Origin of the sequence: Streptomyces apricus (assembly GCF_008369065.1) — a bacterium.
Lineage (GTDB): Bacteria > Actinomycetota > Actinomycetes > Streptomycetales > Streptomycetaceae > Streptomyces > Streptomyces apricus.
The window spans coordinates 1-25,842 of record NZ_VDFC01000012.1; the positions used below are offsets into that span (position 1 = coordinate 1).

Annotated in this window: 19 protein-coding genes; 5 read left to right on the plus strand and 14 right to left on the minus strand. The window is 68.6% G+C overall.

Annotated features, from left to right (window positions below):
• Positions 1-243: 243 nt before the first annotated feature.
• The 6 genes from FGF04_RS04400 to FGF04_RS04425 all read right to left on the minus strand — a co-directional run bounded on the left by FGF04_RS04400 (position 244) and on the right by FGF04_RS04425 (position 9,476).
• Positions 244-1,128 (minus strand): endo alpha-1,4 polygalactosaminidase, encoded by an 885-nt coding sequence (locus tag FGF04_RS04400; RefSeq protein WP_149509884.1) that lies wholly within the window; start codon positions 1,126-1,128, stop codon positions 244-246.
• Between the two features lie 439 nt (positions 1,129-1,567).
• Positions 1,568-2,176 (minus strand): hypothetical protein, encoded by a 609-nt coding sequence (locus FGF04_RS04405; RefSeq protein WP_149509885.1) that lies wholly within the window; start codon positions 2,174-2,176, stop codon positions 1,568-1,570.
• Positions 2,176-6,747: a DUF6531 domain-containing protein gene (locus tag FGF04_RS04410; RefSeq protein WP_328596274.1), complete on the minus strand. Its 4,572-nt coding sequence runs from the start codon at positions 6,745-6,747 to the stop codon at positions 2,176-2,178. Before FGF04_RS04410 ends, FGF04_RS04405 begins: the two co-directional genes overlap by 1 nt.
• Positions 6,748-6,866: 119 nt before the next feature.
• Positions 6,867-7,514: a hypothetical protein gene (locus FGF04_RS04415; RefSeq protein ID WP_149509887.1), complete on the minus strand. Its 648-nt coding sequence runs from the start codon at positions 7,512-7,514 to the stop codon at positions 6,867-6,869.
• A 74-nt stretch (positions 7,515-7,588) separates the two neighbouring features.
• Positions 7,589-9,142: a metallophosphoesterase gene (locus tag FGF04_RS04420; RefSeq protein ID WP_149509888.1), complete on the minus strand. Its 1,554-nt coding sequence runs from the start codon at positions 9,140-9,142 to the stop codon at positions 7,589-7,591.
• A 52-nt stretch (positions 9,143-9,194) separates the two neighbouring features.
• Positions 9,195-9,476: a GntR family transcriptional regulator gene (locus FGF04_RS04425; protein ID WP_149509889.1), complete on the minus strand. Its 282-nt coding sequence runs from the start codon at positions 9,474-9,476 to the stop codon at positions 9,195-9,197.
• Positions 9,477-10,491: 1,015 nt separating this feature from the next.
• Between FGF04_RS04425 and FGF04_RS04440 the strand changes: the two genes are divergently transcribed.
• The 4 genes from FGF04_RS04440 to FGF04_RS04455 all read left to right on the plus strand — a co-directional run bounded on the left by FGF04_RS04440 (position 10,492) and on the right by FGF04_RS04455 (position 13,638).
• Positions 10,492-11,160, plus strand: coding sequence for a hypothetical protein (locus tag FGF04_RS04440; protein WP_149509892.1), 669 nt, complete (start codon positions 10,492-10,494; stop codon positions 11,158-11,160).
• Positions 11,157-12,239 (plus strand): hypothetical protein, encoded by a 1,083-nt coding sequence (locus FGF04_RS04445; RefSeq protein WP_408055584.1) that lies wholly within the window; start codon positions 11,157-11,159, stop codon positions 12,237-12,239. The genes FGF04_RS04440 and FGF04_RS04445 overlap by 4 nt, the downstream gene beginning before the upstream one ends.
• 78 nt (positions 12,240-12,317) lie before the next feature.
• Positions 12,318-12,917, plus strand: coding sequence for a hypothetical protein (locus tag FGF04_RS04450; protein WP_149509894.1), 600 nt, complete (start codon positions 12,318-12,320; stop codon positions 12,915-12,917).
• Positions 12,918-13,002: 85 nt separating this feature from the next.
• Entirely contained in the window at positions 13,003-13,638 is a 636-nt protein-coding gene (locus FGF04_RS04455; protein WP_235882190.1) for a hypothetical protein, read from the plus strand.
• 635 nt (positions 13,639-14,273) lie between these two features.
• On the opposite strand, the gene FGF04_RS04460 is transcribed toward FGF04_RS04455, so the two are convergent.
• The 5 genes from FGF04_RS04460 to FGF04_RS04480 form a co-directional block, all read right to left on the minus strand.
• Entirely contained in the window at positions 14,274-14,882 is a 609-nt protein-coding gene (locus FGF04_RS04460; protein ID WP_149509896.1) for a hypothetical protein, read from the minus strand.
• Positions 14,879-15,517, minus strand: a complete 639-nt coding sequence (locus FGF04_RS04465; RefSeq protein ID WP_149509897.1) for a hypothetical protein — start codon at positions 15,515-15,517, stop codon at positions 14,879-14,881. Before FGF04_RS04465 ends, FGF04_RS04460 begins: the two co-directional genes overlap by 4 nt.
• A gap of 33 nt (positions 15,518-15,550) precedes the next feature.
• Entirely contained in the window at positions 15,551-16,930 is a 1,380-nt protein-coding gene (locus FGF04_RS04470; protein WP_149509898.1) for a hypothetical protein, read from the minus strand.
• 3 nt (positions 16,931-16,933) lie between these two features.
• Entirely contained in the window at positions 16,934-17,251 is a 318-nt protein-coding gene (locus tag FGF04_RS04475) for a hypothetical protein (protein WP_149509899.1), read from the minus strand.
• Between the two features lie 133 nt (positions 17,252-17,384).
• On the minus strand, positions 17,385-17,690 hold the full coding sequence (locus FGF04_RS04480) for a WXG100 family type VII secretion target (protein WP_149509900.1): 306 nt from the start codon (positions 17,688-17,690) through the stop codon (positions 17,385-17,387).
• Between the two features lie 241 nt (positions 17,691-17,931).
• Between FGF04_RS04480 and FGF04_RS04485 the strand changes: the two genes are divergently transcribed.
• The gene (locus tag FGF04_RS04485) at positions 17,932-22,554 is read left to right on the plus strand and encodes an FtsK/SpoIIIE domain-containing protein (RefSeq protein ID WP_149509901.1); all 4,623 of its coding nucleotides are present in this window, start codon (positions 17,932-17,934) and stop codon (positions 22,552-22,554) included.
• A gap of 30 nt (positions 22,555-22,584) precedes the next feature.
• On the opposite strand, the gene FGF04_RS04490 is transcribed toward FGF04_RS04485, so the two are convergent.
• The 3 genes from FGF04_RS04490 to FGF04_RS04500 all read right to left on the minus strand — a co-directional run bounded on the left by FGF04_RS04490 (position 22,585) and on the right by FGF04_RS04500 (position 25,748).
• Positions 22,585-23,220 (minus strand): hypothetical protein, encoded by a 636-nt coding sequence (locus FGF04_RS04490; RefSeq protein WP_149509902.1) that lies wholly within the window; start codon positions 23,218-23,220, stop codon positions 22,585-22,587.
• A gap of 234 nt (positions 23,221-23,454) precedes the next feature.
• On the minus strand, positions 23,455-25,416 hold the full coding sequence (locus tag FGF04_RS04495) for an ABC transporter ATP-binding protein (protein WP_408055585.1): 1,962 nt from the start codon (positions 25,414-25,416) through the stop codon (positions 23,455-23,457).
• Positions 25,365-25,748, minus strand: a complete 384-nt coding sequence (locus tag FGF04_RS04500) for a hypothetical protein (protein ID WP_328596275.1) — start codon at positions 25,746-25,748, stop codon at positions 25,365-25,367. Before FGF04_RS04500 ends, FGF04_RS04495 begins: the two co-directional genes overlap by 52 nt.
• Positions 25,749-25,842 lie beyond the last annotated feature (94 nt).

Consider the following 25,842-nt stretch of genomic DNA (forward strand, 5'->3'; position numbering starts at 1 on the left):
AGCGTGACTCCCGACGGGTCCGGGAGCGCATCCGGGAACGCGTCCGGGAGCGTATCCGGGAACGCGTCCGGGAGCGTATCCGGGAACGCGTCCGGGCTCCGGCCGGGCGTCGGACGCCGGCCGGAGCCCGGATGGATGACCGGCGCGGTGCCGGATCAACGGGTCAACGGATCAACGGGTCACCGGATCACGGGGCCACCGGGACCACGGGGGCCACGGGGGCCATCGGGACTCCGCTCCGGTTCAGCAGGACTTCCGTACGTACGTGCCGCTGCCCGGTGCGGTGACGTACACGTCGCGCAGGACGATGCTGAGCCGCTTGCCCCACTGGGTGCAGGCGGCGTCGAAGGCGGCCTTCTTGTACTCGATGGCGATGACGTTGTCGCCGTAGCCCTCGGTGTAGTCGCCGCACTCCTCCCATTCGCCGCACTCCTCCGCGACGGCGAAGTCGAGGCCCGTCTCCGAGCGCGCGGTGGACAGTTGGGGCGTGTTCTTCTGCCCGATCGCCAGCCCCTTGTCGTGGGCGTGGGCGGACAGCAGCTTGACGAAGGCCTTGGCGTTGGCCTCGCTGAGGAGCGAGGTGCGCGTGAAGGAGTCCAGGTTGTCCGGCTCGACGGCGTTGAAGCCCTTGGCGGCGCAGTCGTCCGTCCAGGCGTTGACCTTGTCCGCGATCCGCTGGCGCTTGGCCGCGGTGCGGATGTCGAGGAACGCCTCGTCCCAGTCCGGGTCGTAGACGACCTTCCCCTGTGCGTCCCGCAGCAGCAGGTCCCCCCACTCGCTCTCGGTCCCGGGCTGCGCCTGGAAGGCGTTGACGTAACAGATGTTGTAGAGGCCGGCGACGGGGGAGGCCGTGTGGTCGCGGGAGACCACCTTCACCCCGGAGGCGGGCGTGTAGGGCGTCCCGATCTGGTAGTCGAAGTCGGCGTTGACGGGGGGAGGGGTGACCGCGGCGGCGGCCGTGGTCGTGGTCGCGGTCGCGGTTCCGGCAACTGTTGTGGTCGTGGCGGCGGTCGCGGTCGTGCCGGCCGACACGAGACCGGCCGCGCCGACCAGGGCGGCGGTCACGGCGGCCGCGGCTCCCCTGCCGACGGCACGGGGGCGGGGGCGGATGCGTCGAGTCGTGCTCATGATGCGAGCTCCTGTGAGCCGTGGACACGTCCCCGCCTCGGACGTGACGTCCTGGCGACTTTGTCCGGACTGATGGCGACTCGCCATTTACCGGATGGGCGTGCCTCTCACACCGGAATATCCAACGGTGCGCTGATCACATTCGAGCGACAAAAAGCGCTGGTGTCAACCGAAGCATCGGGCCAGTGAATCCCCCTACCGAATAGGGGCACTTCGACTCTTCTGCGCCGGGGTGGGCAGGGACCTTCCCCACCGTCTGGTCTGCCCTGTTCGCCCGAGGCATGACGTGACTGCCGTAATTTATCGGCATCACGCACCATCGAGCGGCTTCTGCATTACAGGACGAATTCCCGCACCCGCACGACAACACCTCAAGACCTCAAGACCTTCGAAGTCGTTCACGTTCGCCTTTGCCACCGTCTTCGTCATCGACTCCGTCTCAGAAGCCCCACGGATCGGGATGCGGGGTACGGGACCGGTCCTCGGACCAGACGAGCCGGGCCTCCAGGTCGTCGCCCAGCAGCCCGCGCAGCCGCTCCACCATCCACCCGTTCCAGTGAACGGCTCCGGGATACTCGGGCACCCGGAAGGCGGGCAGGCCGGCCGGCACGGCGTCGGGACGGAAGACCGTCACCTTCATCTGCCCGGTCCCCTTCTTCGGCTTCGACGACCGGCGCACGTCGACACAGTCGACCACCTTGTCCACGGCGTAGAGGAGGTAGTCCGGCGGGTCCTTCTTCACGGCGCCCTCGGGGACGACCGGCAGACATCTCCCGGCGGCATGCAGTTCGTCCCGCAGCAGATCGACGATCCGGCGCCCGAACACGGGAGCCCCCGGATAACCGCAGGGGAAGTCTGTCGGCCTCAGCCGCGGGTCCCCGACCCATTCCGCCCGCAATTCCTCCGGAAGGTCCGCCGGGGACCCCGTACGCAGCCACCGGATCAGCTTCCGGTGCGCGTACTCCTCCAGGGACAGGGTCCGGAACTCCCCGAGACCCGGCAGCAACCGGTACACGGAGAGCGGCTCATTCTGGTTGTCAGTGGTCATCACGCCGTCCAGACCGCGCCGGGACCCGGTTGCCCCGTGGCGAGTTCGCCCTCGACGCTCCGGCCGATACCGCGCAGCTCCTGCCTGATCTGGGCACGGATGGCGCGGGCACCCATCCCCTGGTCCACACCGTCCCGGACGACTTGCTCCAAGTGTTGATTGACGCGGCGCAGGAATGCCTCCCGGTGGGTGTAATTGTGGGGAGTCGGGTGGTTGAGCGGAATTCCGTTGGCTGCGTCATTGATGTCAACTCCATACCTCTCCAGGAGGGCGCGGCTCCTGGCTCCCGGTGCCCAGTGACCGGTGTTTCCTCCCGATGGAACGATATGCGCGGCCGCCTGCCCGCGCCCCACCGAGCGTCCCTCCAGCCGCATGTTCCTACGCAGTCTGCGTGCGTTCTGCCGACAGGTCAGCAGACCGAGATAGTCGATCCAGATCAGCGGGTCGAGCGCGTAGCCGCGCGGGTTCGGTCCTCCGTCCATACCGAGCGGGTCGGGGGTGACATAGGCCGCGGTCGCCGGATCGTAGTGCCGGAAGTAGTTGTGGTGGAGTTCGGTCTCCGGATCGAAGTACTGCCCCGGGAAGCGCAGCGGGGTGTACGCGGTCGCGTCCGTGAGGTCCCTCGTCAGCCCCCAGAGTGTGGCGTCCGCGTGCCAGACGATCTCGCCCGCCTCGGACACCAGTTCCGTCGGAGTGCCGACGAGGTCGGTGACGACGGCGAAGAAGCACTCGTCGATGACGTCCTGCGGGGCGTCGGCAGCCGTACGCCGTTCGGTCTGGGTCACCGGACGTACGCCGTCCCGGTCCCAGGTGAGGGTGTGGTCCTCGGTACTGCCGTGAGCGTGCGTCGTCTGCTCCACCAGATGGACGCCGTCCCAGGTGAAGCGGGTCTCCTCCGCGATCGTCTCCCCGTCCGGACCGAGCCGCTGCTTGGACACACGGCGGCCGAGGGCGTCGTACGCGTAGCGCCAGACCGTGCCGTCCGGTGTGCGCACCGAGGTGAGCCGGTCCTCGGCGTCCCATGCGTAGCGCCAGACGTCGGGTTTGCGGGAGAGCCGCGTCCTGCGCCGCAGGACGACCCGTCCCGCGGCGTCGTACTCGTAGTGGACGGATCCCGCGCGCGTGACGCGGTTGCCGGAGTGCTCCCGTTCGCCGCGCGCCTCCGGAACGGGGTGCCTGTCCGGCCACTCGGCCCGTGTCTGGTTGCCCGCCGCGTCATATCCGTAGGACTCGGTCCCGCTCGCGGAGCGGACAGCGGTGATCCGTCCGGCTGTGTCGAACCCGAAGGTGCGCCGCCCCGTCGCCCGGTCCTCCAGCGCGCTGACGCTGCCGTCCACCCGGTAGGTGTAGGCCTGCTGCCGCACGGGCCGGGCGGAAGCGGGCGCGGTCAGGGTCCGGCCCGTGAGCCGGTCCTCCGCGTCCCAGTCATGGGTGAGCGTGGGCCCGGAGACGCCGAGTCTCCGTACGGTCTCGCGCCCCAGTGCGTCGTGGGTGGAGACGAGGACGCGGTCCGAGGCGGCGAGCTCCGTGCGGTTGCCCGCCGCGTCGTAGGTGTACGAGGTGGTGACGCCGCTCGGTGTCGTACGGCTGACGGGACGATTCAGCTGGTCGTACGCCGTGGTGAGTACCCGTCCGTCGACCGACTGCCTGGTGATGCGGCCTGCCCTGTCGTAGCCGAAGGCGAGTGTGACGTCCGGCCCGGCCGCCCGGAGCAGCCTGCCTGCGGCATCGTGGGCGAAGACGGTGCGCGACCGCGCGCCGGCCGTCTGCCCGTCCACCGTCTTCTCGATCTGGTTCCCCACGCTGTCGTACGCGAACTCCACCGTCTGGCCGACGGGGTTGACGCGACCGGTCAACTGCCCTGCGGCGTCGTAGGAGTAGGCGAGGGTCCGGCCGTCGAAGTCGGTCTCCGCGACGAGGCGGCCCGCCGCGTCGTGGGTGTAGTCCCAGGTGAGCCCGCGCGGGTCCGTGACCGTGGTGAGCCGCAGTTCGGTGTCGTGGACAAACGTGTAGCGGGCTCCGTCGGGAGTCGTGCGCGAGGTCAGCAGGTCGAATCCGCCGTAGGTGAAGCGGGTGACACCGCCGAGGGCATCGAGGTGGGTGAGGCAGTTCCCTTCGCCGTCGTACGTCCACGCCTCGTACGCGCCCGAAGGTGTGGACAGGGAGGTCATCAGCCCTTCGACGGTCCAGGTCATGTGTGTCGTCGCGCCGAGGGCGTCGGTGACGGCGGTGTTCCGGCCGAAGGCGTCGTAGGAGTACCGGGTCTGCGCGCCGAGGGCATCCGTCGCGCAGACCGGCTGCCCCGCTTCGTTGTTGGCGAAGCGCTGCACCGCGCCCGACGGGTCCGTCAGCGTGGCCAGGGCGCCGCTCCGGTCGTGGGTGAACACGGTGGTCGCTCCGTCCGCGTCCGTCAGGGAGACGCAGTTGCCCCGCCGGTCCCATTCCTGCCGCACCACGGTGCCGTCGTAATTCGTCCTCTCGACGGGCAGGTTGAGATCGTTGAAGCGGGTCGAGGACGTGGCGCCGTCGGGCAGCCGGACAGCGGTCAGGTTGCCCGCCTCGTCCCACTCCATCCGCGTGGTGCGCCCCAGCTCGTCCGTACGCGCTACGAGCTGATCTCTGCGGTTCCATTCCTGGTAGACGGTGTGACCCAGCGGATCGGTCTCCGCCACGAGCTGGTAGGCGTCGTTGAACTGGTAGTACGTGGCATGTCCGAGCGAATCGACGGCGACAGTGCGGTGGGAGACCTCGTCGTACTCAAAGGTGTAGTCGAGCAGTCCGTCGCGACCGCGGCCTGCCACGCAGCGTCCGGCGGAGTCGTACTCGAAGCGGTACCAGACGCCGTTCCGGTCCTCCCAGCCGGCGATTCGCCGGTGCTCGTCGTAGAAGAACTTCAGTGCCCTGCCCGACGAGTTGACGACCTCGGCGAGGTTGCCCTGTTCGTCGTATCCGTAGCGTACGAGCGTGGGGCGGGCCTGGTCGTCGAGGAGGGTGAGGGCGGTGATCCTGCCCGCCTCGCAGGTCACGCCGATGCGGTAGCCCCCGTGGTGGACGACCTCGGTGGGTGTGCCGTCGGGGGCGTACGTCACCGTGATCGTGTTGTCGTTGCGGTCGCTGATCGCGGTGAGCGGCAATTCGGCCGGCGGACGGCCGGACAGCGGCCGGAAGCGGAGGGTGCGGCCGTTCTCGGGCTGGTGCACCCTGATCTCGCCCTCGTGGGCGCCGTCCCAGGTCATCGGCCAGTGCGGGCCCTCCACCGGGAGCAGCGCCAGGTCCGGTTCCGGCAGGGGGTAGACGAGCACCATGCCGTCGTCCGTGGTGAGACGCACGCTCGTCGCGTCGAGCGTCAGACGCTGATCCAGTGTCGAGGTCCAGCTCCGGCCGAGGAAACGGCCGTCCCGGGCGTCGGTACGGTAGTGCCGCTCGAAGAGGAGCGGCAGCATTCCGTCGAGCGAGACGTCCGTGGCGGACATGACCATCTCGCCGGTGGCCATGTCCACAGGGTCACCACGGGTGAAGAGCTTCTTCATCTGACGTCCCATGGAACGGGTTCCACGACCGAGGCCCTTGGCCCCCAGCGCCATCCCTTTGAGCCCTGTCTTACCGAATGCTTTGAGGCCCTTGGCGAGTCCGCCGAGGGTGGTGAGCCCCTTCATGCCGGGTATGCAGTCGAGCGCGGCAAAAGCCACATCCCACAGAGATGCCTGCCCCTTCATGTATTTGTTGAGGGTGTCCGCGAGGACGATGAGGGCGGCGATGAGGACGATCGCGCCCAGGATGGGCCCGCCAATGATCAGGGCGATGATGCCGAGGACAGCGACGACGACCTTGCAGACGGCGACGATGGTGTCCCAGTTGTCGACGAACCAGTCCCCCACCTCCTCGTACCACTTGCGGTTCTGAATCCCGGCATCGGACGCTTCATCGAGCTTGCGCTTGGCCTCCCCGGCCGCCTCCTCGCGCATCTGACGGGCATCAGCGGCCATCTTCTTCGCGGCGTCCAGGGCGCTCTGCGCGGAGGTCACATCCGACTGGGCGGCGGTGTGCGCATCCTTCGCGCTCTGCGCGTCGCGGGTGGCGGCCCGCACCTTGGCCTCGTCGGGCTTCTCGACGTCCTTACCGCCGGTCGGATCGTCCTTGTACTTGTCCGCCTCCTTATTGGCGCGGGTCACCCACGAATCGGCGGACGACAGACGCGACTTGGCGGAGGACAGATCGGACTGCGCCTCACGCCCCTTGGCCAGCGCCTTGTCGGCCAGGGCCTGGGCGCGCTCCAACTTGGGCCAGTACGCCGCCAGCGCATCACCGGCCAGGTCATAGGACTTCTTCAGCTTCTTGAGATTCTTCGGCACCCCGGAGAACTCATCCCGAAACACCTCAGCCGTCTTGCCCACCATCGTCAGGACGGCATCCTCACCCGCCATCCCCTGCACCAACCGCAACGCATCCTGCACATCATCAGCGAAATCGTGCAGGCTCTTGGCCAACGACTTCACCCGCACCGGATCCCCCGGCGTCGGATCCTTCTCCAGATCCAGCACATGCCAGTCCGTCGGCCGATACCCCGCCACGCCGCAACCCCCGTCACGCCAACCCCGTCAACCACACGTACGCACGTGTGAATTTATCCGGTACGGACGTTCGATGGAAAGGTCACGAGGATGGCCAGGATCGATGCTCGCCCGTGGACCTACTCCGCGAACCGGAACGTCGACGTGATCGCGTCGAAGATGTCGAAGAAGGACTCCGCGAGGTCCAGCACCTGGCTGCTCCCGGCGACGAGGGCGACCTTTCCCTCCTGGCCCGGGACGGGGATGAACGTTTGCATGAGCACGGCGCGGATCGTGCGGTTGAGGGCGTCACCGGGTACGGGGATGTCCTCGATGCCGTAGGTCCGCGCGGCCGGCCCGACGCCCGGGATGTCGACCGTGGTCACCTTGCGCCACGCGTCCCCCTCCTTCTTGGCCTCGCGCACGGCGAGCTGCCCGGCCATGACCTGCGGGTCGGTCGAGAGGGGCTCGCCCTCCTTCGTACGCCCGCCGACGAGGGAGACGGTGATCGACCCGGTGATCGGGGTGTCACCGCCGAAGCTCTCGGCCATGCAGCCGCAGTACAGGGCGCCGGACTTCCAGGCGTCGGCCGCGGCCTTCTGCAGGAAGGCGACGTACGTGTCCTTGTACTTGACCAGTTCCGGCTGCTGCCGCACCCGTTCGGCGACCATGCGCCGGATCGAGTCGTCCCGCGACTCGGGCCGCACGTCGAACTCCCACCACGACTCCGGCACCTTGATCCGAAAACCACCGCGCTCGACGGTGAGCGTTTCCATGTAGCGGGCCATGTCGGCTGTTCTCCCCCGGTCGGTGGACGTGCGTGTGGGCCGAGGAGAGCCTACGCACTCGATCCGGACGGCGGTCAGCGGTGCGCCGCCGAGTGCCGTGACTCCGCCGGTGTGATGCCCGACAGGTCGCGGACCGTGACGCTGTTGCGGTCCGCGACCGAGCGGCCCAGCGCGTACTGCGGCCACAGCCCCGCCGCCACGCGCCGGCTGCGCTCGCTCCACTCCCGCGCCGGTTCGCTGCTGGTCTTGTAGTAGTTGAGGGCGTAGCCGCCGGTGTGGATCCGCAGCAGGCAGAAGCCGCCCGGGTACTCCTTCACGGCGCCCACCTCCTGCAACGTGACGTGCCGCGCCTGCGGCAGGACCGTGCGCTTGTTGCGGTGGGTGTGGCCCGCGTGGTGGAGGAAGACGCCGGGGGCGGTGGCGTACGCGTCGAGGATCGTGCGGGCCTGGCGGCCGTTCAGGCGCTGCCCGCCCGTCACGGGGAACGGCGAGTTCCGTACGGTCAGCGGGTGGTGCCCGAAGACCAGCGTGGGTTGGTCCGCGTGCTCCCGCAGCCGGCCCCGGAACCAGGAGAGCTGCTCGTCGGACAGGCCGCCCGCACCGGCGCCGTTCCCCCTCTTCTCGTACGTGTCCAGGCCGAGGAGGCGCAGACCGCCGAGGTCCCGGGCGAAGTACGCGCCCCCGTCGGCCCCGACAGACGTGTCGGACCCACCGGATCCGCCGGACCCGCCGGACCCGCCGGACCCGCCGGACCCGCCGGGGAAGGCGTCCAGAAAGCTGTCCCCACCTGCCTCCGCGACGGCTCGTCCCCGCCGGTCGTGGTTCCCCCGGACGACGAAGTAGTCCCGCCCGTACGCGCCGAACCCGTCCAGCAGCCGCCTCGCCTCCGCCAGGTCCCCCGGTGCCCCGCCCGCCGATATGTCCCCCGCGGCCAGCAGGTGGTGGGCGCCGCGCCGGTGCGCCTCCTCCACCAGCGCCTCGCCCATGATCTCCGGGTACGGGGCGAGCCCGAGCCGTTGCGAGATGCCGCGCATCAACGGCATGCCCGTCACGAGCCCGGCGGTCGTCTCGCCGAGGTGCAGGTCGTTGCAGAGCGCGACGGAGAGCAGGTGGCGGCCGGGCGGAGGCTGGGGCGTGGTGAAGGAGTACGGGCCCCCGTGCGTACCGAAGCCGTGGAGCGAGGTCCCGACCGCGTTTCCCTTGACCAGGTGCAACGGCGTGGGCGTGGCGGCCGAACCCCTCGAACGCGCCTGGTAGTAGTACGTCTGCCCCGGCTCCAGGCCGGTCAGCTCGACGTAGTGGTGCGCGGTGTCGCGGTCCTCGGAGGCGGTCCGGTTCAGCCGGGCGGGATGGGTGCCGTAGACGACCTCGCCCTCGGTCACCGCGGGCAGCATGCGCCCGAACCCGTCGTCGCTGCCCGCCACACCGGTGTACCAGGTGATGACGGCCAGGTCCTCGGCGAGGGTGACCAGCTCCAGATTGACGGCGGAGACGGAATCGGGGTCATACAGGTGGCGCGCCTGCGCCGTTCCGCGACGGGCTGCGTGGTGGAGGGCACGGAGCAGAGTGGGGGCGAAGGTGGCGGCGGATCGCAGGACGTCGTGCGGAGCGGACAGGCAGCATGGCATGCCTGTTTTGTTCCCGCGCGCGGCGAACGCGAACTCCGCAACGCCGTTGCTGCTACTGCTCTTGGCCGTCTTCCGTCGTCTCGGGGTACGCGACGAAGGTGCCCTTGGCGGGGAGGGTGACGACGAGTCCGCGCTCGCGGAGTTCGCGTGTCGCTCGGCGAGCGGTCAGGTGCGCCACCCCGTACTCCGCCGCCAGGTCACGCTCACCTGGTAGCCGCGCTCCGGGCTGTAGCTCCCCGGCTCCGATGCGGGCCTCGATGTGGTCCGCCATCTGCATATAGACGTAGGCAATCTTCGTCGGGTCGATCGGCGACTGCCCTGACTCTGATGTCATATCGAACAACGTACGACAGCAGCGAACTGCACGGCTCAATGGAGCACACTAAGCCGCTATACACCACACATGTGCACCCTGTAGCGTGCTGGTTACACAAGAGACCCCGGCGACGGAGGCCACCGTCCCGGGGCATGGTCAACGCTTACCAGGAGCGTCAACGTGCTGGACCTTACCCTCCGCCTCCTCGCCAAGATGCTGCACCTGTGCACCCCACGCCCACGCGGCCGCCACCGCCAGGGCGCGCTCCCACCGCTCCGCTTCATCCCGGTACCCCCGCCCCGTTTCCACTCGCTCCGCTGCAGCCACGCCTCGGAGCCCCGCCGTCAACGCGAACGACGCCGAGACCTCTATCTGGCGACGGTCGGCATCGACGTCGTCCCGGACCGCATCCATGGCGTACCGATGGCCGCCCGATGACGCGCCCGGCGGTACGCATGTGCGCCCGCTGCCACCGCGTGACGAACCGACCGGTGCTGGTCCACGAGGTGCACGCGGCGACGGGCCCCGGTTTCAACGTGTACGCGTGCCCGGAGTGCGCAGACCAGTACCCGCCGATGACGGACGCACTGGAACTGACGGAACTCGCGGATCCCCCACGCCCGGGCCCCCGCCTCACCCTGCGGGTCTACACGGTCGACGCACAGGGCGCAGTGACCGGGGAACGGAGCAGGATCGAGGTCCGGGCGGCCCGGACGGACGAAGGAGTCGACCCGCTGCCGCGGACGTCGGCGTTCCCGCCATGCAGATGCCCACGCTGCCGACCGCTGGAGTCCACAGCAGCCCACCAAAACTGAGGAGCCTTTCGACCCCGGACGCGAGCGTCGACGTCCGGGGCCGAGGCGCGTCAGAAACCACTGTGCACTCAGACACGATCGGGTCACTTGGGCCGACGACTTGCCCTGATTCCTCCGTGTCCGACCAGCCATGTAAGGAAGTTCGCGGTAGCGAAACGGTCAGCCCCACAGATACCGTCATGGCTCTTGAATGCATCTAAATCTCACGGGGGTTCACTGTGAAGCGCCGCTCTTTGCCCGTTGCTGCCGCGCTCGCCGCAACCGCGGCCCTGCTCCTCACGGCATGTGGCGGCGGGGACGACAAGTCCAGCGACAATGACAAGATCGCCGGCGCCGACCAGGCCTCGAAGAAGCCGTCGAAGTCGGCGGAACCGGCCGGGGCGGCGAAGGACAAGCCGGACGGCGTGGACGTCTCCCTGCCGAAGGACATGAACCTGGTCTTCGACTGGGACAAGCCGAAGGCGAAGAACGAGGCGGCGGCGATGGATGACGCCGCGAACTATCTCCGCGCCATCTACCGGGGTGTCGACAAGCGCACGGCGGAGGACGCGGCTGTGGCTGCATACTCCACCGGTGAGGGATTGCACTACGCGCAGGTACAGATCAACGAGTGGATCAAGGGCGGCTGGACCGGCACCGGCACTCGCCGTCACTTCGATGTCACCACTCGCTCGACCACGAACGGTAACTCGGTAGAGGTCGCGTTCTGCTCGGATGCCAGCAAGTTCTACGGCAAAGAGGTCAAGACCGGGAAGGTCCTGAAGACCGAAGCCAGTCCCAAGGACTTCGGCTACTACAGGATCATCATGGTCAAGTTCCCGACGAGCGATGACCTGTGGCAGGCGTCCAAGGTGTTCGTCGAGACGAAGGCGGCGAAGTGCCAGTGACCTCAGCACGACGTACTGCCCTGGGTAGTGCTACCACACTGACACTCGTACTCAGCGTCCTGTCCCTCACAGCGCCCGATGCGGCGGCCGATCCGGTGGACTACGGCAAGGGTGGCTCAGGGAAAAAGACGGGCGGCAGCGACGGCAATGGCATCTACGCCGCCGCCAGTGTCCAGTACTCCGGGGCCGTGACCAAGAACGGCAGCGCCGGGAACGTCGCCTCCGCCGACGTCAACTGGACGCCGCCATCGTGCTGGTACGCCCCTTACATGGGCGCCAAGGACTTCAAAAAGAAGATGTCCGAGAGCCTCAAGACAGCGATGAGCAAGCCCGGCATGGCCGGTCACGCGGGTGCCGCGCTCGGCGAGACACAGCGCCACTACGAGGACGACTACGGCTGGGCCGACACCCCTGGCTACAAGGACTACAACGTCGACAAGGACGGCGAGGGGATGTTCTGGGCCGGCGTCGAGAACCCGAACGAGCCGGACTACCTCAAGCGGACCGCGTGCTCCGACCTCCCCTTCTGGGTGGACAACGGCGAGGCCCCGCCGGCCCGGTACGAGCAGGCCATCACGCCGGAGATGCTCGCGGCCCTGGCCTACCAGCACATGGAGCTGCCGGGCACGAAGGTGACGCTCGCGCCCCAGGCCGTCACCAAGGTGAACCTGCCGACCTGGGCGTGGCTCGACGAGGCGGTCTTCGACGAGGTCCAGGCGACGGCGGCGATCAACGTCCCCGGTTTCAACATCCAGGCGACCACGACGGCGAAGCCGAAGTCCCTGACGCTCGCCCCCGGGACGGCGGACGCGACGACGATCCCCGCGGACGGCGGCTGCCCGATCGTGGACGGCAGGATCGGCGAGCCCTATGCCAAGGGGAAGGCGAAGCAGACGCCGCCCTGCGGCATCGTCTACCGCCGCTCGTCCGGCGGCGAAACCTTCCCCCTCAAGGCGTCCCTCACCTGGGAGATCAGCTGGACGGGCACGGGCCAGGCCGGAGCGGTCGGCCTGCCGGACGGCACGATCGAGGCGGTCCAGAACATCACGGTCGAGGAGATCCAGTCGGTGAACCGCTGAGCGCGACATCCGTCGCGCGGCAGGAAACCGATGGAGTCAGGTCGACGCCGTAATGACGACTTTCCGCTGGAGCTGCTCATGATCTTCCTTGAGACTGATTCCGATCCTGCGGAGTGGCTTCTCATGCCGCTGAGATGGGACAGCATCGACGAACGTCAGGAATGGGCGCAGATGAATGCGGACATGCTCTGGCGACTGCGCGAGAAGCGTCCCAAGCGGCGTGAGGTCCGCTCGCTGGCCAAGCGGCTGGACATGCTGGCGGAAGGAATTCCCGGCCGGATCCCCGCACATCAGGTCTTCCTCTACGCACCGGACCCACGCCGCATCCCGCTTGCCTTCTACGCCCTCACGGTCCCTGCCGAGGGTGATCGTGCGACGCAACTCCGTGAGGCAGTGCAGGCAGACCTGGACAGTCCCGTGCGCCCGACCGAAGTGAGCACCTTCACGACCGATCGACTGGGCGAAGGATTCCGCTCTCTGCGGTACTGGAATTCTCGCGGAGGAGCATCGATGGTGTCGCTCAACTTCGCGTGGCGCTCCGAGGAGTTCGACATCGACCTGTCGGTACGTACGGTGGCCGACGATCCGGACTGGCTGTCGGCGCACCTAGGCGAGGCTGACACCTTCGCACGGAGCCTGTGGCTGACAGCCGTCGCTGAGGATTCACCTGTCGCTTAACCGCAGGGAGATCGCCATCCCTTCTTTCCACCTCCATACCTCATGAGGGTTGACCGTGAAGCGCCGCCTTATTTCCCTTACTGCCATGATCGGCACCTCGGTTTTTCTCCTGACGGCATGCGGAGGTGGGGACGACAAGTCCAACGAGGACAACAAGACCGTCGGCGCCGAGCAGATCCCGGACAAGCCGAGGAAATCAACTCAGCCGACCGGGACGGAGAAGAACAAACCGGACGGCGTGGACGTCTCCCTGCCCAAGGACGTGAACCTGGTCTTCGACTGGGACGAGCCGAAGGCGAAGAACGAGGCAGCAGCGATGGACGACGCCGCGAACTATCTCCGTGCGATCTATCGAGGCGTAGCCAAGCGCTCGACCAGGGACGCGGCCGTGACGGAGTACTCCACAGGCGACGGTCTGACCTACGCGAAGACTCAGATCGACGCTTGGATCGATGGCGGCTGGACGGCCACAGGTACTCTGCGCCACTACGACGCCACCACACGCTCCACCGCTAACGGCAGTTCGGTGGAGGTGGCTTTCTGCGCGGACGCCGGCAAGTTCTTTGGCAAAGAAGTCAAGACCAAGAAAATCCTGACGACCGAGCCCAGCATCAGGGACTTCGACCATTTCAAGATTGTCATGGTCAAGTTCCCCGCACGAGAAGACCTGTGGCAGGCCTCTAAGGTCTTCGTCGAAATGAAGGCGGCGAAGTGCCAGTGATCCCCATGCCTCAGGAATTTAATGCGCAATGCTGTTCGCCCTGACCTGGCCCGTCTCGCCATCCCCTTCTTTAAGGTCGACGTGCCGCACGACTCTTTCCCCTGCCCCTCTTGCGCAGCTTCCGCACACGTTCCCGCTGTCGCGCTCCGCGCTCCTCGGCTCGAGTGCTACCCCAGCGGTAAAGAATCCAGCCCAGGACACCCACGGTGATCGTGTACGAGATGAGCGCACTTGTCGTACCTGGGATGTACTCACAGCTGGGTCCGTTGGACGAACAATGCCTGCCGGGCAAAGCGCTGAAGAGATAGATCCCCATGCCGATCGCCAGCAACCAGCAGAGTACTGAGCCGCTAGCTCGTACAGCACGCCCCGTCTCCGTCCCGCTTCTGCCTCCGGGCGCCAGACGCGTTCCGCCCTGCCAGCCGAGAAGGGTGATCAGCCCAAACCCGGCTCCAACCACCCAAGAACCACCGGGCCAGTCCATCAGGGGTCGTGCTGTCTCGTTCACGAACTTGTTCCAGGCTCCCACGACCAACAACAACACGGCTCCGACTGCGGCCAGAGAGCCCAGGAAAACGGCGACCTGGAAACTCAGTCGCAGCGATACAGTTCGGGCAGGTTTCTCCGTCATCGGCTCAGCCCCAATGGAGTGTCCCCGCGACTGTGTCGAAGAGAGCCACCATCTGGTCCGCCAATGGTTCCATTGGCGTGGAAAAATTCAACAGCAGCCAGTGGGAAGTAAGCGGAATAGGTACGTAGTAGGTGAGCGTTGTGGTCGGAAGCGTATTTCCCATCTGCGCGGCTGGGTCTGGTGCTTCTTTGCGGCGCTGACGTACCGCTTTGCCCGCCGCCTCCAGCGCGACGACGCTTACCTCACCGTCTGCTGCTTCCTGGCTCGCCAGATGCTCCGCCAACTCCTCGGCATCCGAGCACTTAGGCCACTCGTCGGGCGACGGAACGCTGATGAGCAGCGACGAAGCCAGTGGTATGGCTCCGAGGATGATGGTGGAGATGTACAGCTCGGTGCCACCGACCTTGTACGCGTCCTTCGCTTTCTTCTGCAGATCACGCATGAACTGCTCCTTGAGATGAGGAGCATTGTCCACACCGCGGAACTGCCGTTCGGCAAGCGCGACGATGCCGCGGTCCCGGTCATCCGGATCGAGTGCCAGATGGAACCAACCGTCCGGGACAACGACGTTGTAGTCCTGGGGAGGAGACGTGAAGTCCTCAGCAGTCTTCACTCAGTGCCTTCCCCGGTGAGCGGTGTGATGCGCAGGGTCTGGACCGCCTCGTCGGCCAATGCGGCAATCTCCTCCGTACGAGCGATCACCTCCCATGTCACTGTCACCACAACGAGGCTCTTCATACCGGGCGGAAACACTGCGTACCTGATGAATTCAGTGAGCTTCTTCCCGAACCCGAACATTCGCTTTACCTGCAGCATCGATTGAACCCGAACAGCAGGTCCGGCGGGCAGGTCCAGATATGACACCTGAGGCTCGCCCGCCGCTTCTCCGTTCTCCCATTCCAGGAGGAGAGGTTGTACCTCATCCCGGGTGGGCCGGTCCACTCCCTCGTCGCCATAGGAGTCGACCATGAGGTTGGCGAGGGCTTCCCCGCTCTCCGTGTAGTACGCGGCGGCCAGGGCCGGGACGTCATCGTTGAGGTCCACGGCCCTCTCGACCATGTCGTCGAAGACAGCCCTCTTCTCGATCTCCAGAGCGAGCGGGTTAAGAGTGTTCACTACCTCCGTGGCCAGCGCTTTGGCCTCAGCCTTCGTCCCCTCACGCAGAGTCAGGTCGATCCATCCTGGTTGAAACTCGAAGCTGCACTCGAAGTTCTCGACCAGGGGAGCGCCCTCATTCGGCGTTGTCATGTCATTCCTTTCGCGCGAGCACAGTCGCTGAGGTCATCCCAGAATCGGGTTGAGATTACCGTCCAGGCTCAGGCCGCCTAGGGTGATTCCACTTCCGACGATGGACAGGCGGGTAGCCGTCTTCGAAATCTTATTAACGGCGTTCGCGTCGAATTGACCACCCAGCGCCGACGCCCCTAGTTTGATACCTTTGAGGTCTGAGGCCACACCGGGGTCAGCGATAGAATAGGACCTACCTGCCCCTTTGAGGGCGTTTCCTCCACCGCGTGCCGAAAGTTCGTTGAGCGATTTGCTGTAGTTCCCGCTGCCAGGCTTCAGGACCTTCAGGTTATTGCTCCACGAGCTCGCCGAGAAGGGCTCGGTGAATGGCTCCTTGAGTGACTTCCAGACATCACTCTTACCGAGCTTGAAGGACTTGCCGGAAAGCCTTCGGAGGTTCTTGTTGGCGCGGCTTACCTGACGCGTTGTCCTGGCTGATCCGGCCCTGCCCAACTTGCCGAGCGCACCCTTGGCGAACTTCCCCGCGATCTTGGAAAATCCCTTGCCTACGCCCATCATCAGAAAACCGAGGGCAGCGATACCCAGATCCATCCACTCCGCGTTGCCCTGGAGAACCTGGACGAGGGTGGCCAGGAAACCGATCAACGTGGCGACCATGGCGATGGCGCCCAGGACTCCTGCCAAAGCCTGTCCGATCACTGGGATCCAGCCGACTACGAGCGAGAGGATCCCGCACCACGTAGCGATGTCGGACATGACGTCGGCAACGGCTTTGACGAGCGTGTCCCAGAAGCCGTCCTTCAGGGAGTCGTGGTTGATGACGGCGTCGATGGAATCGCGAGCCCGCTTGGCTGCTTCGTCCCGGATCCTCTTGGCCTCGTTAATCTTTTCACGAGCCGCATTGATCTCGTCTCCTGCGGCATCCCGCTGAGACTCCAGCTTCTTTTTTCCCTCGTCGTCGTCCTTCTTCTCCTTGTCGGACAGACCGTCGAGACTCTTCTGTGCGGCACCCTTGCGCTGGTCCGCGTCCTGGGCATCCTTCAGCGCGGCATCAGCGATCTCCTGAGCGCGATTCAGATCCGAGGCATAGTTACCTGGTCGAGCATGAAGCTTGTCCTGGTATCCGCCGCCCACCTCGACCACTTCGGAGCCGATGGCCGTAGCAGCCGTGTCGTACCGCTTGAAGGCGGCCTCGAGCTTCTTCACGTTTCCCTTGGCCTTCTCGCGGAACTCCTTTCCGGCTTTGCTGTCCCAAGCATCGACTTCCGCCACGGCCTTGAGGCTACGGACCTGACGGTCGAGCTCTTCGGCCGTTTTGCGCAGTGTCCTACCCAAGGACACCATTCGATCCGGATCCCCGGGAATCGGGTCGTTGTCCGCAACCGGATGCCAGTCGCGCGGCCGTCCCGCCATGGGCTACTTCCCTTTCTTCGGATCCTGGGCTCCGCGGATCGCCTCCGCGAGCTGATGATCGATGTCCTCGTAAGCTTTAGCTGCCGCCTTCGCAATCTGGGCGAGCGCATCAATTTCATCGGTCAGCTTTTCGCGACTGATCTCCCAGTTGCTCGCGAAGTCTTCGAACTTGTCGGCAAGATCACCGTTGCCGAAATCGTCCTCATACTTTTTGCTGAGCTTTTCGAGCCCGTCGAACGCCTTCTTTACATTTCCCAGACCCGTGCCCATACCCTTGATCACATCAAGGTCGAGCTTTGTGTGTTCGCCTTCACCGCCCATGGCGCCCCCTGTACACAAACACCGTCGCAGTCATGCGTGCTGCTGAAAACAGTCCGGTGAGGTGGGGCTCCGGAGCCCCACCTCACCGGACTGCACCATCACCGGGCAACCACAGCCGCCCAACCGGGTAACCTCAGCCCTTGACGCCCTTGGCCAGCTCGTCGTCCAGGTCCTGGTACGCCTTTGCCGCGCTCGTGAGGAACTTGGCCATGCCCGTCAGGCCCTCGATCGTGTCCTTCGCGCCCTTCTTGAACTCCGTGAAGGAGTCCTCGAAGGCCTGCGAGCCCTTGCGGGTGGTGTAGCCGTCCTTGACGAGGCCCTGGATGTAGCGTTCGAGAGAGTCGAGCTTCTCGTCGATCTTGTCCTTGGCGTCGGTCAGCTTGGTAGCCGCCTTGTGCATCTCGTCATAAGTGATATCCGCGTCTTTGCCGCCGGCCATGTGGCGTCCTCCGTAACAACTCGACGTGCCGCAGGGCCAACCCCCGTGGCTCCCGGTGCGGATGATGCGATCGTCCGCAGAGCATGCAGCTTACGCAGGACGCTTGCAGCCGCACACCCCGGTTCCGGCAAGAGCCCGCAGGCGACCGGCACATACGCCGTTGCCCCCGGGAAGGGTGGAGCGGATATCGTCTGCGGACAGTAGGTCCGGGCAGTTAGCAGGGGTATACGGGAGGACGATCGTGCGCCTGACTCTGACCGTCGTCGATCCGCTCGGCGGCGCGAGCGCCGACGTCGTGCTCGACGCGGATCCCGAGTCCTCCATGGGGGACATAGCGAAGGAGCTGGCCACCCACGTCGGCCACAGCGGCGGCGACGCGCAGATCATCCCCATCGGTCAGCACGGTCAGCCACACGGCACCGGCAACGGCTCTCCCCTCGCCTACGTCGACGGCCACCCCGTCGACCCGGGCTCCACCATCGCCACCTCCCCTCTCCGTGAAGGCGCCGTCGTCAGCCTGTACGACCCCGCCGGCTGCCTGCCCGGCGAGCCCACCGGACTCGTCGAGCTGCGCGTCGCGGGCGGGCCCGCCGCCGGCTCCGTGCACCGGCTCGGCATCGGGCGCTACGACATCGGCAGCGGCCCCGCCTGCGCCGTCCGCGTCGACGACCCCGAGCTCGCCCCCCGCGCCCTCACGTTGTCAGTTGCAACCGACGGAACCTGTCAGGTCGCCCTCCACGGAGAAGAAGGGGACAAGGAGGCCGTCACCCTCGACGGTGAACCCCTCGACGGCAAGGACTGGCCCCTCGGCGCCCAGATCGCCGTCGGCAACACCCTCCTCGAACTCGACCGCTACTCCCCGCCCGACGCCGCCCTCAAGTGGTCCGAGGACGGCACCGGGCTCGACTACAACCGGCCGCCCCGCCTGCAGCCCCCCGAGCGCCAGACCCGGTTCAAGCTGCCCGCCAAGCCGCGTGACTTCGAGGCCCGGCCGCTGCCCTGGCTGATGGCGGTCACCCCGCTCGTCGGCGCCGTCGTCGCCGTGATGATCTTCGGGCGCTGGTACTACCTGATCATGGCGCTGCTGAGCCCGGTCATCCTGTTCGGCAACTACTTCATGGACAAGAAGCACGGGCGCAAGTCCCACGCCAAGCAGGTCAAGGAGTACAAGGAGCACAAGGAGCGGATCGAGAAGGACGCGCAGGACGCCCTCGTCGACGAACGCCTCGACCGGCGCCGGGCCGTGCCCGACCCGGCCACCGTGCTGTCGATGGGCACCGGCCCCCGCACCCGGCTCTGGGAGCGGCGGCGCACCGACGCCGACCACCTGCTCCTGCGGGTCGGCAGCGGGCAGCTGCCCTCCGAGGTCGTGCTCGACGACCCCGAGCAGGACGACCACAAGCGCGAGGTCACCTGGAAGATCGAGGACGCCCCCGTCGCCGTACCGCTGCGCGAGCGCGGGGTCGTCGGCATCGCGGGGCCCGGCGACTCGGCGCAGGCGATCGGGCGGTGGATCGTCGCGCAGAGCGCCGTCCTGCACAGCCCCTTGGACGTCCAGTTCTACGTCCTGACCGAGAACAGCGCCCAGCGCACCTGGGACTGGGTCCGGTGGCTGCCGCACTCCCGCCCCTCCGGCGCCCAGGACGCCAACGTCCTCATCGGTACGGACGCCGAGACCGTCGGCGCCCGCATCGGCGAGCTCACCCAGCTCCTCGACGCCCGCCAGAAGGCGGCCAAGGAGAACGGCCGCCAGACCTCCTTCACCGACCCGGACATCGTCGTCGTCTGGGACGGCTCGCGCCGGCTGCGCTCCATGCCCGGCGTCGTACGGCTGCTGCGGGAGGGCCCCGCCGTCAGCATGTACGCGATCTGCCTCGACGCGGAGGAGCGGTTCCTGCCCGGCGAGTGCCAGGCCGTCGTCGTCGCCGAGCCGAAGCCCAAGCCGAAATCGACCACGCAGGAGAGCACCTCCGCCGCGACCCCCGCCCCATCCCCCGGCCTCGGCTACCAGGCCGGCACCAACGGCTTCCCCTCCTTCCACGCCTGGCACACCGCCGAGGCCGACGACCGGCAGGAGGGCCAGGAGAAGCCGCTCGAACTGCGGCTACGCGTCGAGCAGACCGGCACCGCCCGGGTCAGGGACGTACGGCCGGACTTCGTGTCGTCCGCCTGGTGCGCGCGCCTGTCCCGCGCCCTGTCCCCCCTGCGGGACATCAGCGGCGAGACGGAGGACTCGGCGCTGCCCGCCTCCAGCCGGCTGCTCGACGTCCTCCAGCTGGAGCCGCCGACGAGCGACGCGGTCGCCGCGCGCTGGCGCATGGGCGGGCAGTCCACGATGGCCGTCGTCGGCGAGTCCTACGACGGGCCCTTCGGAATCGACATCCGGCGGGACGGGCCGCACGGCCTGATCGCCGGCACGACCGGTTCCGGAAAGTCGGAGCTGCTGCAGACCATCGTGGCGGCGCTGGCCGTGGCCAACACGCCGGAGAACATGACGTTCGTCCTCGTCGACTACAAGGGCGGCGCGGCCTTCAAGGACTGCGTCAACCTGCCGCACACCGTCGGCATGGTCACCGACCTCGACGCCCACCTCGTCGAACGGGCGCTGGAGTCCCTCGGCGCCGAACTGCACCGGCGCGAGCACATCCTGGCCGCCGCCGACGCCAAGGACATCGAGGACTACCAGGACCTGGTACGCCGCGACCCCTCCCACCGGCCGCTGCCCCGCCTCCTCATCGTCATCGACGAGTTCGCCTCGATGGTGCGCGACCTGCCCGACTTCGTGACGGGGCTGGTCAACATCGCCCAGCGGGGCCGTTCCCTCGGCATCCACCTGCTGCTCGCCACCCAGCGGCCGAGCGGTGTCGTGTCGCCCGAGATCCGCGCCAACACCAACCTCCGCATCGCGCTGCGCGTGACGGACGGCGGCGAGTCGAGCGACGTCATCGACTCCCCCGAGGCCGGGCACATCTCCAAGAACACCCCGGGCCGCGCGTACGTGCGGCTCGGGCACGCCTCGCTCGTACCGTTCCAGTCGGGACGCGTGGGCGGCCGGCGGCCCGGCGCCGCCGACCCGCGCGTGCTCGCGCCCTGGGCGGGACCTCTGGACTGGGCGGACCTGGGGCGGGCCGCGCTGGTCAAGCCCAAGGTCGAGTCCCGGGAGGAAGAGGAGATCACCGACCTCAAGGTGCTCGTCGACGCCGTTCGCCAGGCCAACACCTCGCTCGGGATCCCCTCGCAGCACAGTCCCTGGCTGCCCGCGCTCTCCGAGACGCTGCTACTCGACGAGATCGAGGTCGGGACCGCGGTGCCGGACGCCGCCCTGGCGTCGGCGCCGGGCAAGCTGCCGCCCGCCCCGTACGGCGTCGAGGACCTGCCCTCCGACCAGGCCCGCCGCCCGGTCGTCGTCGACTTCTCCTCCTTCGGGCACCTCATCGTGGGCGGCGCGCCCCGCAGCGGCCGTTCGCAGATCCTGCGGACCATGGCCGGCTCGATCGCCCGGACGCACTCCTCGGCGGACGTGCACCTGTACGGCATCGACTGCGGCAACGGCGCCCTCAACGCCCTGACCCGGCTGCCGCACTGCGGGGCCGTCGTCGCGCGCAACCAGACGGAGCGGGCCGTCCGCCTGGTCACCCGGCTCAAGGGTGAGCTGACCCGGCGTCAGGACCTGCTGTCCGACAAGGGGTTCGCCGACATCGGCGAGCAGCGCGCGTCCGTCGCCGAGGAGGAGCGGCTGCCGCACGTCGTCGTGCTGCTCGACCGGTGGGAGGGCTGGCTGCCGACGCTCGGCGAGTACAACCACGGCGAACTGACCGACGAGCTGCAGACGATGATGCGCGAGGGCGCGAGCGTCGGCATCCACCTCGTCGTCACCGGCGACCGGCAGGTGCTGCTGGGCCGGATGGCCTCGCTCACCGAGGAGAAGTACGGGCTGCGGCTCGCCGACCGCTCCGACTTCACGATGCTCGGCATCAACGCGCGCAAGGTGCCCGAGGAGATCCCGCCCGGCCGCGGCTTCAAGAACGAGTCGGGGATCGAGACGCAGTTCGCGCTGCTCTCGGACGACGTGACCGGCCAGGGACAGGCCGCGGCGCTCGGCGCGATCGGCGAGGCCGCGGCCGCCCGCGACGCCGCGGTGCCGCGCGCGCGGCGGCCGTTCAGGGTGGACTCGCTGCCCTCCCGGATCGGCTTCGCCGAGGCCTGGGAGATGCGGGACCCGGCGGTCGCGCAGTCGAAGCTGTGGGGCCTGGCGGGCATCGGCGGCGACGACATCATGGCGTTCGGTCCCGACCTCTCGCAGGGCGTGCCGACGTTCGTCGTCGCGGGCCCGGCGAAGTCCGGCCGCAGCACGGCCCTGCTGAACCTCGCCCGCTCGTACCTCCTCCAGGGCGTACGCCTCGTGATCGCCGCCCCGCGCCCGTCGCCGCTGCGCGAACTCGACGGCCAGGACGGCGTGCTGAAGGTCTTCACCGACGACGACATCGAGAGTGACGACTTCAACGAGGCGATCGAGTCGGCGAGCCCCGAGGAGCCGATCGTGGTCGTCGTCGACGACGGCGAGGTGCTGGAGGACGCGGACTGCGAGCGCGAGCTGAAGCGGCTCGTGCAGCGCGGCGCCGACCGCGGTCTCGCGCTGGTCCTCGGCGGCGACGAGGAGGAGGTCGGCAGCGGGTTCTCCGGCTGGCAGGTCGAGGCCAAGAAGGGCCGCCGCGGGCTGCTGCTCTCCCCGCAGGACTCCGGCGCCGGCGAGCTGATCGGCATCCGGACGACCCGCAGCATGGTCGGCGGGCCGATCACCCCCGGCAAGGGGATGCTGCACCTGGGCAACGGGGAGCCGGTCACGGTCACCGTGCCGCTGTAGGCACCGGCGGGCCGCCACCCGGCCTTCGCCCTACCCGACCTTCGCCATGCGGGCCACCGGGTCGCCCGCCTCCTCGTTGTCCGTCTCGTAGCGCAGGTCGTCGCCGACGGGGATCAGCCGGACCTCGTGCCGGCCCGTCGTGCACTCGGACGTGGTGGACCGCTTGGCCACGCTCGTGGCGACCAGCCGCTTCGCGGTGACCTCCTCCAGGAAGAGGTCGGTGTCGCAGGTGCCGCCGATGAGATCGGTCTGGCGGAAGGTGCCGACCAGGTCGCCCTTGTCGGCCTGGCGGACCGTGACGCGGATCGTGCCCATGGGGAGCTTGCCGTCGAGGGCGTACCCGTCGCCCTCCCAGGTGCCGAGGTAGGACTTCGGGACGGTGGAGGCGGAGGGCGCGTCCGTCCCGCCGTCACCGTCGCCGCTCCCGCCCTCACCGTCGCCGGAGGGGCTCGCGCTGCTCCCGGCCGAGGGGGGCGGGCTGGCCGCGGGCCCCGCGTCACTGCTGTCCTCCGAGCCGCCGCCGCCCGGCAGCAGGTCGAACATGAACACCGAGCCGACCGTCACCGCCGCCAGTGCGCCGGCCACCGCGAGGGCGACGGTGCAGCTCAGCCTGCGGCCGCGGCCGCCCGCGCCCGGCACGGAGGTCGCCGCCACACTGACGGACACCTTGCCGGCGCCACCCTCGGCACCGGTGGCGCCGGCAAGGTGTCCGTCAGTGGCGGGGAGGGGGACGGTCGGCGCCGGCTCGCGCCGGCCGTCCCCGCGGGACCGTCCGGCCCCGCCCTGTGGGGGGTGCGAGGTGCCGCCGGCGGTGTTACCGGCGGTTCGCCCGTGGTTCGACGATAGGGGGCGCCGCAGCCCCCGGATACGGGGAAAACCCTCGCCCCGCGGCCCGGGACCCTACGACGGCACCCCGGCGTCCTCGACCAGCCCGCCGGACGCCAGGAACTGCGTGGCGGCCAGCTCGGCGTAGAGCGGGTCGCCCGTCACGAGTTCGCGGTGGGTGCCCACGGCCCGTACCAGCCCTGCGTCCATGACGACGATGCGGTCCGCCGCGGTGACGGTGGACAGCCGGTGGGCGACGACCAGGACCGTGGTGGTGCGGGCGACGTCGGCGACCGTGTCGCGCAGCGCGGCCTCGTTGACCGCGTCGAGCTGGCTGGTGGCCTCGTCCAGGAGCAGCAGGCGGGGGCGCCGCAGCAGGGCGCGGGCGATGGCCACGCGCTGCCGCTCGCCGCCGGAGAGCTTGGTGCCGCGGTGGCCCACGAGGGTCTCCAGGCCCTTGGGCAGCCGTTCCACGAGGGAGTCGAGGCGGGTGGTCCGCACCGCCCGCAGCAGCTCCTCCTCACCCGCGTCGGGGTTGCCCAGCAGGAGGTTGTCGCGCAGGCTGCCGGAGAGGACCGGTGCGTCCTGCTCCACGTAGCCGATGGCCGACCGGAGCGCGGACACGTCCCAGTCGGTGAGGTCGCGGCCGTCCACCGCGATGGTCCCCGCGTCGGGGTCGTAGAAGCGCTCGATGAGCGAGAACACGGTGGTCTTGCCCGCGCCCGAGGGGCCCACGAAGGCGGTCATGCCGCGCGGGGGCACGGCGAACGTCACGCCGTGGTGGATGTACGGCAGGTCCTCGGCGTACCGGAAGCGGACGCCGTCGAAGGCGAGCGAGGCCGGTTCGGCGGCGGGTCCCGGCAGGGGCGCGGGCTCGGTGACCGGTTCGGCGGGCAGCCGGCGCGCCTCCTCGATACGGGCCAGCGCGGCCGAGCCGCTCTGGTACTGCGCGATCGCCCCGACGACCTGCTGGATCGGCGACATCAGGTAGAAGACGTACAGCAGGAAGGCGACGAGGGTGCCGATGTCGACGGCCCCGGTCGCGACGCGCGCGCCGCCCACGGCGAGGACGGTGATGAACGCGACCTGCATCGACAGGCCCGCGGTGTTCCCGGCCAGCGCCGACCACCTGGCGGCCCGGACGCTCTGGCGCCAGGACTCCTCGGCCGCCGCGTGCACGGTCCGCTCCTCGCGGTGCTCGGCGCCGGAGGCCTTGACGGTCCGCAGCGCGCCGAGGGTGCGCTCCAGGGAGGCGCCCATCGCCCCGACCGCGTCCTGCGCCCGGCGGCTGGCGCGGTTGATGCGCGGCACGATCACCCCGATCACCGTGCCCGCCACCAGGACGACGCCCAGGGTGACGGCGGTCAGCACCGGGTCGACGAACCCCATCAGCGCGAGCGTGGCCACCAGCGTGAGCCCGCCCGTGCCGAGGCCCACCAGCGAGTCGGTGGTGACCTCGCGCAGCAGGGTGGTGTCGGAGGTGATGCGGGCCATCAGGTCGCCCGGTTCGCTGCGGTCGACGGCGGAGATCCGCAGGCGCAGCAGGTGCGAGACCAGCCCGCGCCGGGCCCCCAGCACCACGGACTCGGCGGTGTACCGCAGCACGTACGAACCGAGCGCGCCGATCGCGGCGTTGGCGACGACGAGCCCCGACATGGCCAGCAGCGCGCCGGTGATCGCCCGGTCGTGCCCCAGGTCGTCGATCAGCGACCTGGCCACCAGCGGCAGGGCGAGCCCCGCGGCGCCGGTCAGCAGCGACAGCACGGCCCCGAGGAGCAGCGTCCAGCGGTGCGGGCGCACGTAGGCGAGGAGCAGCCGCCAGGGGGGCGTGGCGGTGGGTTCGGGCGGCTGGGACTGCGGCACGGGGCTCCCCTCGGAGGATCGGCTCCCCTCTCCCCCGGGTCCTGCGCGGCCGGGGTGGCAGGGGTCGTCGAAGTATCGCCGATGCCGCCGACAGCGCCGAAGGGGTGGGCCCGCCGGGCCGGTCAGGCGCCTGCGACCGGGGACCAGCGCGGGACGCTGCCCCCGAGGCGGCATGCCAGGAAGTAGAGCGGGATGGGCGGGGTGTACGGCGAGTCGCCCGTGGGGGTGTGGATCAGCCGGGGCCGGTCGGAGAGGAAGCCGCGGCGGATACGGGTCCAGGACGGGTCGGCGCGGTGGGCGCCGACGGTGTAGGTGACGGAGGACGGCCAGCTGACGCCGATGTGGGAGCCGGCGGGGACGATCCACCACCAGCGCTCGTCGTGCGCGGAGTCGTCGGCGAAGACGCAGCCGACCCGGGGCAGGCAGTCCAGGATGCGTTCGCCGTGCTCCCTGGACGTGCCCACCACGTCGCACCCCAGACCGGTGCGCAGTTCCGTGGGTATCACCAGGCGGATCGGACGTGCGGAGGGGGATGTCGCGGAGGTACGCGGCCACGGGTCAGGGACGTGKTGCAGTTCCATGAGGCAGGGATCCTTCGGC